General features: G+C 42.8%; 14 protein-coding genes. 1 reads left to right on the forward strand and 13 read right to left on the reverse strand.

Annotated features, from left to right (window positions below):
* Nucleotides 1-7: 7 nt before the first annotated feature.
* Complete coding sequence (gene parE, locus IAE45_RS04620) at nucleotides 8-2035, reverse strand: DNA topoisomerase IV subunit B (protein ID WP_077452542.1); 2028 nt, start codon at nucleotides 2033-2035, stop codon at nucleotides 8-10.
* 284 nt (nucleotides 2036-2319) lie between these two features.
* Between parE and plsY the strand changes: the two genes are divergently transcribed.
* A complete protein-coding gene (gene plsY, locus IAE45_RS04625) occupies nucleotides 2320-2958 on the forward strand; it encodes a glycerol-3-phosphate 1-O-acyltransferase PlsY (protein ID WP_200125190.1) in 639 nt (212 codons plus the stop codon).
* A gap of 51 nt (nucleotides 2959-3009) precedes the next feature.
* Here plsY and IAE45_RS04630 read toward each other — a convergent pair whose 3' ends face one another.
* The 12 genes from IAE45_RS04630 to ylqF all read right to left on the reverse strand — a co-directional run bounded on the left by IAE45_RS04630 (nucleotide 3010) and on the right by ylqF (nucleotide 16044).
* Nucleotides 3010-3885: an aldose 1-epimerase family protein gene (locus IAE45_RS04630; RefSeq protein ID WP_200125192.1), complete on the reverse strand. Its 876-nt coding sequence runs from the start codon at nucleotides 3883-3885 to the stop codon at nucleotides 3010-3012.
* Between the two features lie 11 nt (nucleotides 3886-3896).
* Nucleotides 3897-4688 (reverse strand): GTP-sensing pleiotropic transcriptional regulator CodY, encoded by a 792-nt coding sequence (gene codY / locus IAE45_RS04635; protein WP_005236817.1) that lies wholly within the window; start codon nucleotides 4686-4688, stop codon nucleotides 3897-3899.
* A gap of 13 nt (nucleotides 4689-4701) precedes the next feature.
* A complete protein-coding gene (gene hslU / locus IAE45_RS04640) occupies nucleotides 4702-6099 on the reverse strand; it encodes an ATP-dependent protease ATPase subunit HslU (RefSeq protein ID WP_005236820.1) in 1398 nt (465 codons plus the stop codon).
* 14 nt (nucleotides 6100-6113) lie between these two features.
* Nucleotides 6114-6656, reverse strand: coding sequence for an ATP-dependent protease subunit HslV (hslV, locus tag IAE45_RS04645; RefSeq protein ID WP_005229630.1), 543 nt, complete (start codon nucleotides 6654-6656; stop codon nucleotides 6114-6116).
* Nucleotides 6657-6678: 22 nt separating this feature from the next.
* Entirely contained in the window at nucleotides 6679-7617 is a 939-nt protein-coding gene (gene xerC / locus IAE45_RS04650; RefSeq protein WP_077452546.1) for a tyrosine recombinase XerC, read from the reverse strand.
* A 195-nt stretch (nucleotides 7618-7812) separates the two neighbouring features.
* Nucleotides 7813-9249, reverse strand: coding sequence for a flotillin family protein (locus IAE45_RS04655; protein WP_077452547.1), 1437 nt, complete (start codon nucleotides 9247-9249; stop codon nucleotides 7813-7815).
* Between the two features lie 13 nt (nucleotides 9250-9262).
* The gene (locus IAE45_RS04660; RefSeq protein WP_086292746.1) at nucleotides 9263-9688 is read right to left on the reverse strand and encodes a hypothetical protein; all 426 of its coding nucleotides are present in this window, start codon (nucleotides 9686-9688) and stop codon (nucleotides 9263-9265) included.
* 119 nt (nucleotides 9689-9807) lie between these two features.
* Entirely contained in the window at nucleotides 9808-11109 is a 1302-nt protein-coding gene (gene trmFO / locus IAE45_RS04665) for an FADH(2)-oxidizing methylenetetrahydrofolate--tRNA-(uracil(54)-C(5))-methyltransferase TrmFO (protein WP_200125194.1), read from the reverse strand.
* Between the two features lie 152 nt (nucleotides 11110-11261).
* On the reverse strand, nucleotides 11262-13340 hold the full coding sequence (gene topA / locus IAE45_RS04670) for a type I DNA topoisomerase (protein WP_081119148.1): 2079 nt from the start codon (nucleotides 13338-13340) through the stop codon (nucleotides 11262-11264).
* A gap of 142 nt (nucleotides 13341-13482) precedes the next feature.
* A complete protein-coding gene (gene dprA, locus IAE45_RS04675; RefSeq protein ID WP_200125196.1) occupies nucleotides 13483-14361 on the reverse strand; it encodes a DNA-processing protein DprA in 879 nt (292 codons plus the stop codon).
* Nucleotides 14362-14429: 68 nt separating this feature from the next.
* On the reverse strand, nucleotides 14430-15194 hold the full coding sequence (locus IAE45_RS04680; RefSeq protein ID WP_077452551.1) for a ribonuclease HII: 765 nt from the start codon (nucleotides 15192-15194) through the stop codon (nucleotides 14430-14432).
* Nucleotides 15178-16044, reverse strand: coding sequence for a ribosome biogenesis GTPase YlqF (ylqF, locus tag IAE45_RS04685; protein WP_200125198.1), 867 nt, complete (start codon nucleotides 16042-16044; stop codon nucleotides 15178-15180). Before ylqF ends, IAE45_RS04680 begins: the two co-directional genes overlap by 17 nt.
* Between the last annotated feature and the right edge of the window lie 384 nt (nucleotides 16045-16428).

Consider the following 16428-nt stretch of genomic DNA (forward strand, 5'->3'; position numbering starts at 1 on the left):
CCACCTCCTATTCCTTAACTAACTGTTTGCTTTCTGCTTGTTCGGTATCCATTAACTTTTCATCAACTAATTCCGGTACTGTATCTTCTTTTTTATCCAAAATACTGCCATCTTCTTCTAAACTGAATTGAACATGGCTTTCGATCCACTTCCGACGTGGTTCTACTTTATCTCCCATCAATGTGGTGACGCGACGTTCTGCTTGAGCCGCATCATCGATCCTTACTCGAATCAGCGTCCGCGTTTCTGGGTCCATCGTCGTTTCCCACAATTGATCGGCATTCATTTCCCCCAACCCTTTGTAGCGCTGAAGCATATAGCCTTTGCCGATTTTTTGGGTCAGTTTGCTTAGTTCATCATCGGTCCAAGCGTATTCGACTACTGCCTTTTTCCCTAACCCTTTGGACACTTTGTACAAAGGCGGCAAAGCAATGTAAACTTTTCCTGCTTCGATCAACGGTTTCATGTAACGGTAGAAAAACGTCAATAGCAATACTTGGATGTGTGCCCCATCGGTGTCCGCATCGGTCATGATGATCACTTTATCATAGTTGCAGTCTTCAATCGAAAACTCTGGGCCAACACCGGCACCGATAGTATAGATCATGGTATTGATCTCTTCATTTTTCAAAATATCCTGCATTTTGGCTTTTTCCGTATTGATAACTTTGCCTCGTAACGGTAAAATCGCTTGGAACTTGCGGTCACGGCCTTGCTTCGCTGAACCACCAGCAGAATCCCCCTCCACCAGGTACAATTCATTTTTCTTAGGATTACGAGATTGTGCAGGCGTTAATTTTCCAGAAAGCAGTGACTCCCCTTTTTTGCGTTTCTTTCCAGTGCGGCTTTCTTCTCTCGCTTTTCTGGCAGCTTCACGGGCCTCTCTTGCTTTGATCGCTTTACGAACCAGCATTTGACTCATTTCACTGTTTTCTTGCAGGTAATAGCCTAGCTGCTCGCCAATCACATTGTCTACCGCATTTCTTGCTAAGGGTGTTCCTAATTTCCCTTTGGTCTGTCCTTCAAATTGCAAAAGATTTTCCGGAACACGGATCGACAGCACGGCCGCTAAGCCTTCCCGAAAATCACTGCCTTCAAGGTTCTTATCTTTTTCCTTCAACAAATTCACCTTGCGGGCATACTCATTGAAAGCTTTCGTCATTGATGTCTTCATCCCCACTTCATGGGTACCACCATCTTTGGTACGTACATTATTGACAAAAGACAAGACATTTTCCGAATAGCCATCATTGTATTGAAAGGCAAGTTCTACCTCGATGGCTTCTTTCGTGCCAGAAAAATAAACCACCTGGGTCAAGGTATCTTTTTCTTCATTTAAATAATCAACAAATTCTTTGATGCCTTCCTCATATAAAAAGACTTCATGAATTGGTTCTTCCCCTCGTTCATCCGTCAGGGAGATTTTGACCCCTTTCAACAAGAAGGCTGATTCTCTCAAACGTTCTGCGAGAATCTCATAGGAGAATTTGGTTGCAGAAAAGATTGTATCGTCTGGTTTAAAGGTGACTGTTGTTCCCGTTGGTTTACGGGTTTTGCCGATTTTTTTCAAGGTACCGGCTGGTTTCCCACCGTCTTTGAAGCTCTGTTTGTATTCGATACCGTCACGAACGATGACCACTTCTAGCCAGCTGGATAAGGCATTTACAACACTGGCACCAACCCCATGAAGGCCGCCAGAGGTTTTGTAGCCGCCTTGGCCAAACTTCCCGCCGGCATGTAATACTGTGAAGATGACTTCAACAGTCGGGATTCCAGATGCATGTGTCCCGACCGGCATTCCTCGGCCATTGTCTCGAACACTGATACTATTGTCTTTATGGATCGTAACATCGATTTCATTGCCGTATCCTGAGAGTGCCTCATCAACCGCATTATCGACGATTTCATACACTAAGTGGTGCAAGCCGCGGCTATCGGTCGAGCCGATATACATTCCTGGCCGTTTTCTTACTGCTTCCAGGCCCTCTAAGACCTGAATGGAAGCATCATTATATTCTGTGGTTTTCTTTGCCAAACCCACCGCTCCTTTAATCTTGATCAGTCCTTTTTTGCTGCTGAAAGAACTGCAAAAAAAATCTTAACACAAAATACGCTTTTTTCAAGCGAACATTTTTCTAAACTATCTTATCCTTTTTCCTTTGTTTGCACAAGCTAGAGTCACAAAATGGCTCGTTTGTGTTTCACAGCTCTGAGAAAAGCTGTTTTTCTTCTTTGTCTGACCAGCGAAAGATTTTCTTATTGTTGGAAAGGCGTTTTCATGCTAAAATTGCCCTAGCCTTGCAAAGAAAGTTGGTTATTATGAATACGATTCTTTTATTTATTGTTGCTTACCTTTTAGGTTCGATCCCCTCGGGTGTTTGGATTGGCCAACTGTTTTTCAAAAAAGATATTCGCCAATTCGGCAGCGGCAATACGGGAACGACCAATACATTTCGCGTGTTAGGAAAAAAAGCCGGGATCGTTGTTTTATTGATGGATATCTTAAAAGGAACTTTGGCGACCAGCTTGCCGATCATCTTTGGTCTCCATACCGTCAATCCGCTCTGGTTTGGGGTCTGTGCAATCTTAGGTCACACCTTCCCAATCTTTGCCAAATTTAAAGGCGGCAAAGCAGTGGCGACAAGTGCTGGGATGCTCTTAGGATACAATCCGCTCTTTTTCATTTATTCTTCATTGATTTTTGTTATCTGTCTTTATGTGACCAGTATGGTGAGCCTGACCAGTATGATCGCGGCGTGTTTGATCACTTTATCGACGATTGTTTTGCCTTTTATCGCCCCTGCGATCTTGCCTGAGCAAAATTGGCTGCTGACCTTTATCGCCATCGGCGTAACGATTTTTATCTTTATTCGCCATCGTGAAAACATCACCCGCATCAAAGACGGAACCGAAAGTCGAGTACCCTTTGGACTGAATAAGCGTCAAACGAACAAATAAGCAGAAGCTGAGAAAAGTCATTGCGCTTTTCCCAGCTTCTTTTTGCATACATTATTTAACTGTGATTGAGTACTTTGTTTCAAATACTTCTTCAGGTGGAAGTGCTTGAATCCCCAGTTTTTCTGAAAGCTCACCGGAAGCTTCCAGTGTGTCTGCGATACCGCACCATGGTTCTATACATAGAAACGGCGATTTCACTGGATACGTGGACCAAAAACCGACATACGGCATATTATTGTAGCTTAACGTGACACTATGAGGCGATTTCTCACTGCGAATCGAGTAGGAATGTAATCCTTTCGTTTCATAAACTAGCGCATCATTTGCAAACATGTCATGGGTCAAGCGTAAATCCGTATTCGTTTGACCGAGTGTGCGTTGCTCATAATCAATATAGTTGCCTTTTAACGGCAATTTCACCCGTGATTTTTTTGGAGAAAAAGAAAGATAATAGTCTTCAAAAGTCAGCCCTTTTTCAAGTGGGACGTTGAATGCAGGGTGTCCACCAATGGAGAAATAGAGTTCTTTTTGACCGCTATTCTTCACTTGGTATTTGACGACTAAACCATCACCGCCTAATTCATAACTGACATACAGCTGAAAATCAAACGGATACTTTGCTTTGGTTTCAGTCGAACTTTCTAGTAAAAACAAAGCGTAATCTGTGCGTTGTTCAACGACAGTAAACAACATGTCTCTGGCAAATCCATGACGAGGCAAATGATAACTCTTGCCCTCATGCTGATAGGTGTCCTCTTTTAAGGCACCGACGATCGGAAATAAGATCGGTGCATGCTTTCCCCAGTGGTTTGGATCAGCTTGCCAAATATATTCAAGGTCATTGCTCGTATCGACTAAGCTTTGCAGCTCAGCCCCTTTTTCTGCAATTTTTGCTTGCAGATGACCGGCCGTGATGGTAACTGTCATGGTCTCATCTCCTAATATTGATGTTTCGTCAATTCCTCTTTAAAGCGACTGTTAAGCACTTTTAAATAGGTGCCTTTCATCCCCAAAGAGCGGGATTCAATAATACCGGCAGACTCTAATTTACGTAAAGCATTTACGATCACCGACCGTGTAATACCAATGCGATCAGCGATACTTGATGCGGTCAGACGACCTTCGTCTCCTTCTAGTGCCTCAAAAATCGCTTGAACAGCTTTCAACTCACTATAAGAAAGGGTGTTGATCGCCATTTGAACAGCCGTTGTACTGCGAACGTCTTCTTCGATACTGCGGGATTTTTGGTACAAGAATTGCATACCCACAACTGTTGCACTGTATTCCGCTAATACCAAATCGTCATCATCAAAAGATTTATCGATTCTAGAAAGAATGATTGTTCCTAAACGTTCCCCTGCACCGTAAATCGGTACGATAGTTGTTAGTCCGTTGGGATACAACTCACGGCCTTCCACAGGAAAAGCGGTCATATCATCACTGATTGGCACATTAGCTTCTGTGGAGGTCAGGTGATCGACTAAATCTGTATAATTTTTAGGAAACTGTTTTTCAACAAACATTTTTTTGATACGTTCGTTATTAACATCGTGGTTCTCAACAAAACCTAACACACTACCGTCGATGCTAATAATATACGCATTGCTGTCTAGGATATTTCCTAAAATGACAGCCATTTTGTCGTAAGGCAAATCAGAAGCTAAATTAAAGGTGTTTTTTTGCTGCAATAATTCGTTGATTTGTCTAGTCTTTTCTAATAATGTTTTCATTGGTCCGCTCCCTTTATAAAATATACCGGCTTAAGTCTTCATCTTTTGCGATGGACGCAAGTTTTTCTTCCACATACGCTTCTGTGATCGTAATTTCACCCATTTGCATCTCAGATGCTTCAAACAATAAATCTTCAAGTAGTTTTTCTAGAATTGTATGCAAACGACGAGCACCAATATTGTCGGTATCGCGATTGACTTGATACGCGATTTCGGCAATTTTTTCGATGGCTTCCATCGTAAAGACCACTTTGACATTCTCGGTTCCTAACAAGGCGATGTATTGTTTGACTAAAGCATTGTTTGGCTCCGTTAAAATTTTAACAAAGTCTTCTTTTGTCAAGTCATCTAGTTCCACGCGAATCGGGAAACGCCCTTGCAACTCAGGGATCAGATCGCTTGGTTTTGATAGATGGAACGCGCCTGAGGCGATAAAGAGAATATGATCTGTTTGTAACGTGCCATATTTCGTATTGACTTGCGATCCTTCAACGATCGGTAAGATATCTCTTTGCACCCCTTCACGAGAAACTTCTCCTGACTGCTGTGATTTCGAAGATACCTTGTCGATTTCATCAAGAAAAATGATGCCGCTAGATTCTGCTAAACGTAACGCTTCACTATGAATATCCGCGTCGTTGACCAGTTTGGAGGATTCTTCTTGAATCAACAATTCTCGTGCTTCTTTCACAGTTACCGTGCGCTCGATTTTCTTTTGCGGTTTCAATGCCCCTAAGGTTTCATTCAAATCAATCCCCATTTGTTCTAAGCCATTGTTCATCATTGGTGCTTGATTTTTCGGCTCATCGACTTGGATCGTCACTTCTCGGTTGTCTAAAAGCCCCTTTTCTAATTGCTCGAAAATGGCTTGACGGTTGCTGCGAATCTCATCCGTCAATTCTTCTTTTGGCTCTTCTGGTTGTTGTGCGGCGTTGAACATATTCATCATTTGTTCATAAGGATTGGTATTCTTTTTTTGTTCCTTTTTAATACCAGGAACTAGGACTTTTACTAAACGACGGTTGGCTTTTTTCTCCGCTTGGATCCGCACGTTTTTATATTGTTCTTTTTTCACGATTTGGATCGCATTCTCAACGAGGTCACGTACCATCGATTCTACGTCTCGACCGACATAGCCGACTTCCGTGAATTTCGTCGCTTCTAACTTAACGAAAGGTGCATCAACGATCTTTGCTAAGCGTCGCGCAATTTCCGTTTTCCCAACGCCCGTTGGTCCGATCATCAAAATATTTTTTGGTGTGACATCTTGTTGCATCTTTTCATCTAATTGTAGCCGGCGGTAGCGATTTCTCAAAGCAACCGCCACTGATTTTTTGGCGTTGGTTTGTCCAACGATGTATTCATCTAATTCTTTCACGATTTCTCGTGGTGATTTGTTTTGGTTTGTCATATCGTCATCCCTCTTTAAAACTCTTCTACAATGATATTGTGATTCGTAAAGACACAAATGTCTGCTGCGATATTCAAGGCACCTTCAGCGATTTCTTTGGCAGATAGTTCGCCGCCATAACGTTTCATCGCACGGGCTGCCGCCAAGGCATAGTTTCCGCCTGAACCAATGGCTAAGATCCCTTCATCTGGCGAAATGACCTCGCCTGTCCCAGAGACTAAGAGCATCTCCTTATCATTCATGACGATCAGCATCGCCTCTAATTTTTGCATCGACTGCTGCGTCCGCCATTCTTGTGCCAATTCTACTGCAGCTCGTTGCAAATTTCCGTTGTATTCATTTAGTTTTCCTTCAAATTTTTCTTCCAAGGTAAAGGCATCTGCCACACTGCCGGCAAAGCCAACGATCACTTCACCGTTGTATATTCGACGAACTTTCCGAGCGGTTCCTTTCATAACGACCTGTTCTCCCATCGTTACTTGTCCGTCACCGGCCATGGCAAACTTGCCGTCTTTTTCAACCGCACAGATGGTGGTTGAATGAAATTCTGACTTCATTTACGTTCCTCCTGTACCAATTTTACGCGCGTGGATGAAATTGGCGATAATTTTTTTGTAAACTGTCTTTGGTGACATGCGCATAGATCTGTGTCGTCGATAGATTGGCATGCCCCAACAATTCTTGAACGGTCCGCATATCGGCACCGTTATTTAATAAATGGGTCGCAAACGTATGCCGAAGCATATGAGGATGGATTTTACTGTCTAAACTGCTTTTTCGAATGATTTGATTCAACACATACTCGATCCCTGTTGCAGTGATCCCATCACCAAGATGATTCACGAAAAGAATATCGTGTTCTTTGTTCTGCTTTTCCATCAGTTGTTTGCGTCCTGAGGAAAGGTAGCGCTTGACTGCCGCTTGTGCGTAACTGCCGAAAGGAACATAACGATCTTTGTTGCCTTTTCCGTGGATCAACAATACGCCGCTTTCCCAATCGATCGCACCCAGCGTCAGACTACTACATTCGCTGACCCGCAGACCTGAACCGTAAAGGACTTCTAACAATGCTTGATTGCGCTGTTGTAATGGCTCATCACCGGCAACACTTTGAAAGAGTGCATCCATTTCCTTTTCATAAAAAAAACGCGGCAATTTGGCGTTTTTCTTTTTTAAATGAATGTAGGCGAAAGGATTCTCTTTGACGATCTCATGCTTGGTTAGAAATTGGTAAAATGATCGCAAGCTAGCCATTTTGCGACTAATGGAATTACGACTGTACTCTCGTTCTGTCAAATAGCTTAGATAGACGCGAACATCACGGTACTCCACTGCTAATGGGTCTTCATTGCCAGACTCTTTTAAGAAGTAAAAAAAATCGCTCATATCTTCTTGATACGCTTTTTTTGTCTTTTCCGAATACCCTCTTTCAACAATAAGATAACGAAAAAACTCTTCTTGTAACTGATCTGTTTGCAAAGTAACCCCCCTTTTCATGATTCGAAATAACTTTAGCATAGACCACAAAAAAAAACAAATGAATTGTCAGAATTTAATCAATATTTCAAAGTTTAGACATAATTGTGAAAACTTTCTAAGAATCTTCGTAAGATTCTTATCTCTCTTCAAAAGATCCCTCAAAAAAGCCAGAAAAACGTACCAGTCCTTCTCCTCAAAAGATAGAGGGACTGATACGTTTCCACTTATTTGCTTTTATTCGATTGGATCCGTTGTTGGCTGATGCGAACCATTGCTTTCAGATACAGCCTGAACTAGCTCTTTGTTTCCTTGTTTTGTGGACATCGTGTCATTGATCAACCCAACTAAGTCTAATCCGGTTGTCTCTTTGATCGTATCAAAAGTTCGCGCTAAACCAGCTTCTCCCATTGATTGAAGCCCATCGTTGCCGCCAAAGCTGACCACTTTATCAATATTGCTCAGTGGCGCATTGACTTCTTTCGCGATTTCAGGCAGCACTTTGATGAACTCCATTAAAATACCGGCTTCGTTTAGTTTGGTCAAAGCAATCGCCATCTTTTCACGGCTTTCCGCTTCGGCTTGACCGACTTTTGCGATCCGTTCCGCGTCGGCACTACCTAGTTTTTCAATTCGTTCGGCTTCTGCTTGGGCAGCTAATTTGACTTTTTCCGCTTCGGCTTGTGCTCGGGCGATTTCACGTGCTTTGTCTGCTAGAGCGTTTTGTTCAACGACATATTTATCTGCTTCGGCTTTTTTACGGACAGTTGCATTCAATTCTTTTTCCGTCAATTCCGCTTGTTTTTCTTGGATCTCAATATTTTTTTCTTGTTCGATCAACTGAACTTTCATTTGTTCGCCGACCGCGATTTGTTCTGCTTTCGCATCCGCAACTTCGCGTTCTTGTTTGTACTGCGCTTGTTTCAATGCCATATCTTTAGTCGCTTCTGCGATTTCTGTTTGGCGACGGATCTCTTCATGCTGTGCCAATTGCTCATTCTCAGCTTGCTTGATCCGCGTTTCTCTTAAGGCATTGGATTCCGCTACTTCGGCATTTTTTTTCACTTCAGCAATCTGAGGGCGTCCTAACGCATCCAAGTAGCCATTGCTGTCGCTGACATCTTTGATCGTAAACGAAACGATCTCCAACCCCATTTTTTTCAAGTCCGTAGAGGCAACTTCTTGCACTTGTTCCGCAAAATCATCTCGGTTTTTGTAGATAGCTTCTACCGTCATCGTTCCTAGAATCGCCCGTAAGTGACCTTCTAAGACTTCTTGAGCTTCATCTTCCAATTCACCTGTGGATTTACCTAAGTATTGTTCGGCGGCTGTCTTGATCGATTCGGTACTATTACCGACCTTCACAAGCACCGTCGCACTGGCTTTGATCGGTACGCCTTGTTCCGTATAAACTTCTGGTGTCCCAATCTCTAACTTGTGGGTCAATAAACTTAATTTATGAGCTTTTTGAACAATAGGAATCACAAATGTCCCACTGTTTTTTAAGATCTTGATGCCTTCTTTTCCTAAGAATGATCCTGTAACGATCAACGCTTCATCGGGTTTCCCGATACGGTAACGTATCATCAAAAAGGCAACCAATAAAACAACGAGGACAATGATCCATAAAATTGGATTACTTAAAAAATCGACTGCTGATCCTGTATCCACCATAACCTAACACTTCCTATTCTATAAAATTTTTACTTTCAACCACCAACGCGATCCCTTTTTTATCAAAATCGACAATGATGACTTTGGTGCCGACTGGCAATCGAACATTGTTTTCACGATCTTCTTCTCGAAAAAACCGAGCGGGATAAACAGAACGTGCACTTTGACTCCCTATTTCCATGACTTCGCCGATTGTGTCTCCGACAATCTTTTCCGTCAGTTCGCCGATCACAAACTCATTGCGGCTAATGACATTGCTGCGGTTTTTGTCTGTGATGCGATTGTAAAGCCACATAAAGGGACCTAACAGCAAACTAAATGCAACAAAGACAACGAAAATGACCCCGACCAAGAGGATCAGCCATCCTAAAAATTGGATCACTGTAGGAAAACGCTGTAAATAGTTTTGAATCAAATGAACCCATTCTCCGATCACCATCTTCACCACCTTCTCTCATTGTTACTGTCTATCATAAGTCACCTTGATTAAAGTTTCAAGACAAATTAAAAAAAAACCTTCTTACCAATTATCAGTAAGAAGGTGTTGACTCATCACTCTTATAGTTGTTCTTTGGCTTTTTCTAAAGCAGCTAACGCTCGATTTGCCAATGCTTCATAACGAGATTTCTTGTCTCTGATTCGCTCTGGAAGTTCTGGCAATAACCCAAAGTTTGCATTCATTGGTTGGAAGTGTTTGCCTTCAGCATGGGTGATATAATACGCCATACTACCAATTGTTGTTTCTTGCGGCATAATGATCGGTGCTTCGCCTTTTGCAAGTTTGGCCGCGTTGATGCCAGCCATCAATCCACTGGCTGCACTTTCAACATACCCTTCGACCCCTGTCATTTGACCAGCAAAAAAGAGGTCCTCACGTTTTTTCGATTGATAGGTTTGGTGTAACAACTCTGGTGAATTCATAAAACTATTCCGATGCATCACGCCGTAGCGCACAAATTCGGCCTCTTCCAAACCAGGGATCATCCGGAATACCCGCTTTTGCTCGCCCCATTTCAAATGTGTTTGAAAACCAACGATGTTGTACAGAGAAGCAGCTGCATTATCTTGCCGCAGCTGAATCACTGCGTAAGGACGCTTGCCGGTTTTCGGATCTTCCAAACCAACGGGTTTCATCGGACCAAACAACATGGTTTTCGGTCCACGGCCAGCCATAACTTCGATTGGCATACATCCTTCAAAGAATTTTTCTTTTTCGAATTCTTTCAAAGGGGCCACTTCCGCATTGACTAAAGCTTCACGAAACGCATAAAACTCCTCTTCGTTCATCGGACAGTTTAGATAGGCTGCTTCGCCTTTGTCGTAGCGTGATTTCAAATAAACTTTATCCATATTGATGGTGGATTTATCGACGATCGGTGCTGCTGCGTCATAGAAATAAAATCCTTCTGATCCGTTAAAAGCTTGGATCGCTTTGGATAAAGGTTCAGAAGTCAAAGGTCCAGTTGCAATCACGGTGATCCCATCTGGAATTTCAGTGATCTCCTCTTCGATGACAGTGACTAAAGGATGTTCTTTGACACGTTTGGTGACTAACTCTGAAAAATCATCACGATCAACAGCTAAAGCACCACCTGCTGGAACCGCTGTTTTGTCTGCAGAGGTAATAATGACTGAATCTAAGCGACGCATCTCTTCTTTCAAAACACCGACCGCATTTGTTAAATTGTTGCCTCGTAGTGAATTCGTACAAACAAGCTCAGCAAAATTATTTGTATGATGGGCTTCTGTCGATTTCTTAGGACGCATTTCATAAAGCTTTACTGCGACACCTGCTTGCGCTGCTTGCCACGCAGCCTCGCTTCCGGCTAAACCGGCACCAATAACATTGATTTCTTTCATAGTGCTCTCCTTTTATTTCAAAAGCTCGCCTCTTCTCATAAGAAACTGCTTGTATTAATCAAAAGGACCGGCACTTTCTTTTGTCAGCCAACATCGAGGCTGACCCTTCAAAAGAATGCGCCGATTCTTTTTATAACAGAGAATCCTGTTAGTTATTTTTGCACATTTTCTTCATAGTCGCCATTGATACACACGACTTGCTTGCCGCCTTTGACTTTCTTCTCGACTAAGTAATTATCACATTTCGGACAATTACGGCCTACAGGTTTGTCCCAAGAAGTAAAGTCACAGTCGGGATAGCGGGTACATCCATAAAACAACCGATTTTTTTTCGATTTGCGTTCAACAACTTGGCCTTGGTGACAGACCGGGCACTCAACGCCGATTTCTTTGACGATTGGTTTCGTGTTGCGACAGTCAGGGAAATTGCTGCAGGCATAAAATTTTCCGTAGCGACCTAATTTGATCACCATTGGATGGCCACAAAGATCACAGTCAAAGCCTGCAGGTTCGTCTTTGATTTGGATTTTTTCGATACTTTCTTCTGCGGTCGTCAATTCTTTTTCAAATGGACGGTAGAATTGATCGACGACTTTGACCCATTCTTCTTTCCCAGCTTCAATGCTATCCAAGCTATTTTCCATTTCAGCAGTAAAATGCATATCAACGATTTGCGGGAAGAATTCCTCGATCAATGAATTGACGATCTCACCAAGTTCAGTTGGCTCAAAACGTTTTTGCGTCAATTTCACATAATAACGCCGCTGGATCGTTTCTAGCGTTGGTGCATAAGTTGAAGGACGGCCGACACCGTTCTCTTCAAGGGTTTTGATCAAGGTGGCTTCACTGTAGCGGGCAGGTGGTTGAGTGAAATGCTGTTTCGGTTCGATCGATACGGATTGGACCACATCTCCTTCAACTAACTCTGGCAAGATGTTCTCTTTGTCTTCTTTGCCATCATCGCGCCCTTCCACATAGACCTGCATAAACCCTTTAAATTTGATTTTTGAACCATTGGCAATAAAGATGACACCATTTTGATCCAAAGTAACTTTCATTGTGTCCAAAATCGCCGGTGTCATTTGACTAGCCACAAAGCGAGACCAGATCAAGCGATACAGTTTTAGTTGGTCTTTATCTAAGAATTTCTCCATGGCTTCTGGCGTACGCATCACACTGGTTGGTCTTACCGCTTCATGGGCATCCTGCGCTCCTTGTGCATTGGCGCGTTTTTTGCCACCGTGCGCTGAAAACTCTGAACCATAGGTAGTTTCAATAAATTCTGCCGCTTCGCCTTTGGCTGTGTCTGCGATTCGGGTCGAATCGGTACGCATATAGGTGATCAAACCGACGGTGCCTTGTTTACCAAGGGCGATCCCTTCATAGAGCTGCTGTGCAACCATCATGGTTTTCCGCGTTCGAAAGTTCAGTTTACGGGCTGCTTCTTGTTGCAAGCTACTGGTGGTAAAAGGTGCCGCCGGGTTGCGTTTGCGTTCTTTCTTTTCAACCTTCGTCACTTGAAAGTCTTTACCAGAAAGGCGATCAGTGACTTCTTTAATACTTTCAGCATTCGGTAATTTTTTCTTTTTGCCATCTAGGCCCCAAAAATTGGCTTTAAATTTCTTCGTGGCTTTTTTAAAGTTCCCATCGATGCTCCAGTATTCTTCAGGCACAAAATCACGGATCTCTTTTTCACGATCAATAATGATCTTAAGCGCCACCGATTGAACACGGCCAGCACTCAATCCTTTTTTCACTTTACGCCAAAGGATCGGACTCAATGAATACCCGACTAATCGGTCTAAGATCCGCCGTGCTTGTTGGGCATCGACGAGATCCACATCGATCGTTCTTGGCTCTTTGAAGGCTGCTTTGACGGCATCTTTGGTGATTTCATTAAAGACGACTCGGTTTTTATCTTTTAAATCTAACCCTAGCAGAAAAGCTAAATGCCAAGCAATGGCTTCTCCTTCTCTATCCGGGTCACTTGCGAGGTAGACTTTCTCGGCTTTTTTTGCAGCTGAACGGAGGCTTTTGATCACATCGCCTTTGCCACGGATCGAAATGTAATGCGGCTCATAGTCATTTTCGACATCAATTCCCATTTTACTTTTAGGGAGATCACGAATATGACCGACACTTGCGACGACTTTGTAATTTCGTCCAAGGTATTTTTCAATGGTTTTCGCCTTTGCTGGCGATTCCACGATTACTAAATATTTATATGCCATATAAAGAATGGCTCCTTCCTGAATTTTTCCTACTATTATATTCTATCAATCAGTGAACCTATCGTATGCAGATGAAACATACAAATCGTAGCTTATCATAGCTTTCAAGAAAAGGTTTGTCAAGGAAGGTTGATTGGAAAAATCAAAAAAAGGCTAACTCCTGTAAAATATCTGACACACTAATCGTACATTTTGCGCCATCTTGAATCAAGTGGTGACAACCTTTTGACTGATCGGAAATCATTTCACCAGGTACTGCAAAAACTTCGCGGCCATTTTCCATTGCTAATTGTGCCGTAATCAAAGAACCGCTTCTTTCTTTAGCTTCAATCACACAGATCCCTTTTGAAATACCAGCAATGATGCGATTGCGCAAGGGAAAGTGATGTCTTTGCGGTTTAGTATCGTGAGAATATTCACTCAGTACTAGATGTTCTTGACGAATCTGCTGAAATAATGGAAACGCAGAAGCAGGATAACAATGGTCCAACCCAGACGCAATCACCGCAATGGTTTTCCCACGATTTCTGATGGCTGATTCATGGGCAAAACTGTCAACACCATTTGCCAATCCACTGACGATCGTATAATTTTCCGTCACTAGCGGTGGAATCAGCTTTTCGCAAACTTTACGCGCGTAGCGAGAAGCTGTTCTTGCGCCGACAAAGCCAATCATGGGCGTTTGCAGCAATTGCAGATTTCCTTCATAAAAAAGCATCAATGGTGGGTCCGCAATTTGTCTTAAAAGCATCGGATACTCCGCCGAAAAAAAGGTAAGGTAGTTTTGATCCCCCATCTTTTGTGTGATGTGCTCTTCTGTCAATTGTTCCCATGATCGCCGAAAAACCGCACGGTGTTGTGGAAGGACGCCGATGGCAATCATCTCTTCCAACGAACAACGCATCTCTTTTGTTTCCAGCCAATACCAAATAATCTTCCAGCAGCCTTGCAGACCGATTCCCTGACAGTAGTACAGTTTTATCAACTGTTTTTCAAAATCTGTTGCTTGTTGATATTTCATAAACAAAGCCCTCTTTTCTTAGTGATCTTACTTATAAGATTCGCTAAAAAAAGAGGGATGGATGAAATTTATAGGTATTGTTTAACTGGGGCAAAGGTTTTTCGATGAATAGGGCAAATTCCATGGGCAGCTAACCCTTCTAAATGAACTTTGGTCCCATACCCAGCATTTTGATCAAACCCATAAAAAGGATACACATCATGAAAATCTTTCATTAAATTGTCACGATAGACTTTGGCAATGATACTTGCTGCGGCAATCGAAATGGAGCGGGCATCGCCTTTGATCAGGCTTTGTTGAGGAATGTCGGTCTCGATCGTCATCGCATCAATGAGCAAATGTTCCGGCTTGACCGCTAAGTCGATCAAAGCTTCTTTCATCGCCAGGCGGCTCGCTTGATAGATATTTATCCGATCGATTTCTTCAGGACTAACCACACCGATACCGACAGCAACAGCCTTGTTTTGAATTTCGATAAACAGTTCTTCTCTTTTCTTCGCAGAAAGCTGTTTTGAATCATTCAACCCCAAAATTTGGCATTCTTTAGGCAGAATCACCGCAGCTGACACCACGGGTCCTGCTAAAGGTCCGCGTCCTACTTCATCTAAACCGGCGATAAAACGGGCGCCTTGTTGAAATGCTTCGTTTTCAAAACGCATCATTTCTTCATATTTCTCCCGCAAAAGCTGCTGTTTGACTAATTGTTTCTCATATTGTTGCAACAGCTTTTGGACCCCCGCGCGTTCATCTGCTAGCAATTCCTGCAAAAATGCCGGGTCATTAAAGGTTGGATCAAATAATCGCTCTTTGATTGTCTTAATCGATTGTTTCATCTTGACTTTCCATTTCCTCCACTCGATCTAGTGTGTAACGGCCTAATTTTCCTTGCCGAATGTCAAAGACAACAAGTTCGCTTCCTCGATCATAATTGTCTTTATAGCCACGTTTTTCCGTGATCTTCATTAAAAGGTCTGGCGTTAATAACGCCTCTTCCTCCGCCTTTAATTGGTAACGATTGGCGATTCTTTCAGGATAATAACGAGCGAAAAAATCAAGTCCATACAATGCGATATCATCCAAATGGATCAGCTGGTCTTTGATCGCTCCGGTCAATGCCAGCTTCTTACCGATCTCTGGATCTTCAAATTTTGGCCATAAGATCCCGGGCGTATCTAGCAGCTCTAGATCAGTCCCAAAACGCAGCCATTGCTGCCCTTTGGTCACACCAGGTTTATTGCTCGTCTGAGCAATTTTCTTCCCTACTAAGCGGTTCATCAAGGTTGATTTTCCGACATTCGGGATGCCGATCACCATCGCCCGAATCGCACGGGGTTTCAATCCTCTGGCTTTGTCACGAGCGATTTTTTCCTTCAAGACTTGCTTAGCCGTCGGGACAATCGCTTTGACGCCTTGATTGTCTTGGGCGTTGATCGCCAAGGCTAAATAGCCTTGTGCTTGGAAATAATGCTCCCATTTTTTGGTTTGAACGGGATCTGCTAGATCCGCTTTATTGATCAAGATCAATCGTGGTTTTTGCTGTAATAATTGATCCAGCATGGGGTTGCGGGATGAAATCGGCAAGCGTGCGTCCACGAGTTCAAAAACGATATCCACGAATTTTAATTTTTCACTTACTTCACGTCTGGCTTTCGCCATATGGCCTGGAAACCATTGAATGGTCATTTGAACGTTTTCCTCCTTGGTACTTCTTCGAATTGGTAAAAAGACAGTAATATCTAAATCCCTGCAGTATATACCTGACAAGAACAAGGACTATTTGCTCTAAAACCATCAGAGAAACTAGTCACACTGGGCATTTTGCTAAAGTTGCTTTAGGACAATGTTCTTGTTCCAACCTCGTGCATAGGTAAAGCTTTCAGCGCGATTCTCATGCGTCATACGCGCTTTCTCGCTTTTTAATTTTGGGGAAGTGATTGGAAAAAGCTTGTCTACCCACTCATTCTTCCTTTTTTCTGACACCTTTACCATTAGACCGACTGCTTTTTACTACCTTTTATCTTCGTTATTGTACCATATTTCACACGACATGTTTCGTTCTGAGTAAGG

This window comes from Enterococcus sp. S53 (assembly GCF_016516865.1).
GTDB lineage: Bacteria > Bacillota > Bacilli > Lactobacillales > Enterococcaceae > Enterococcus_D > Enterococcus_D innesii.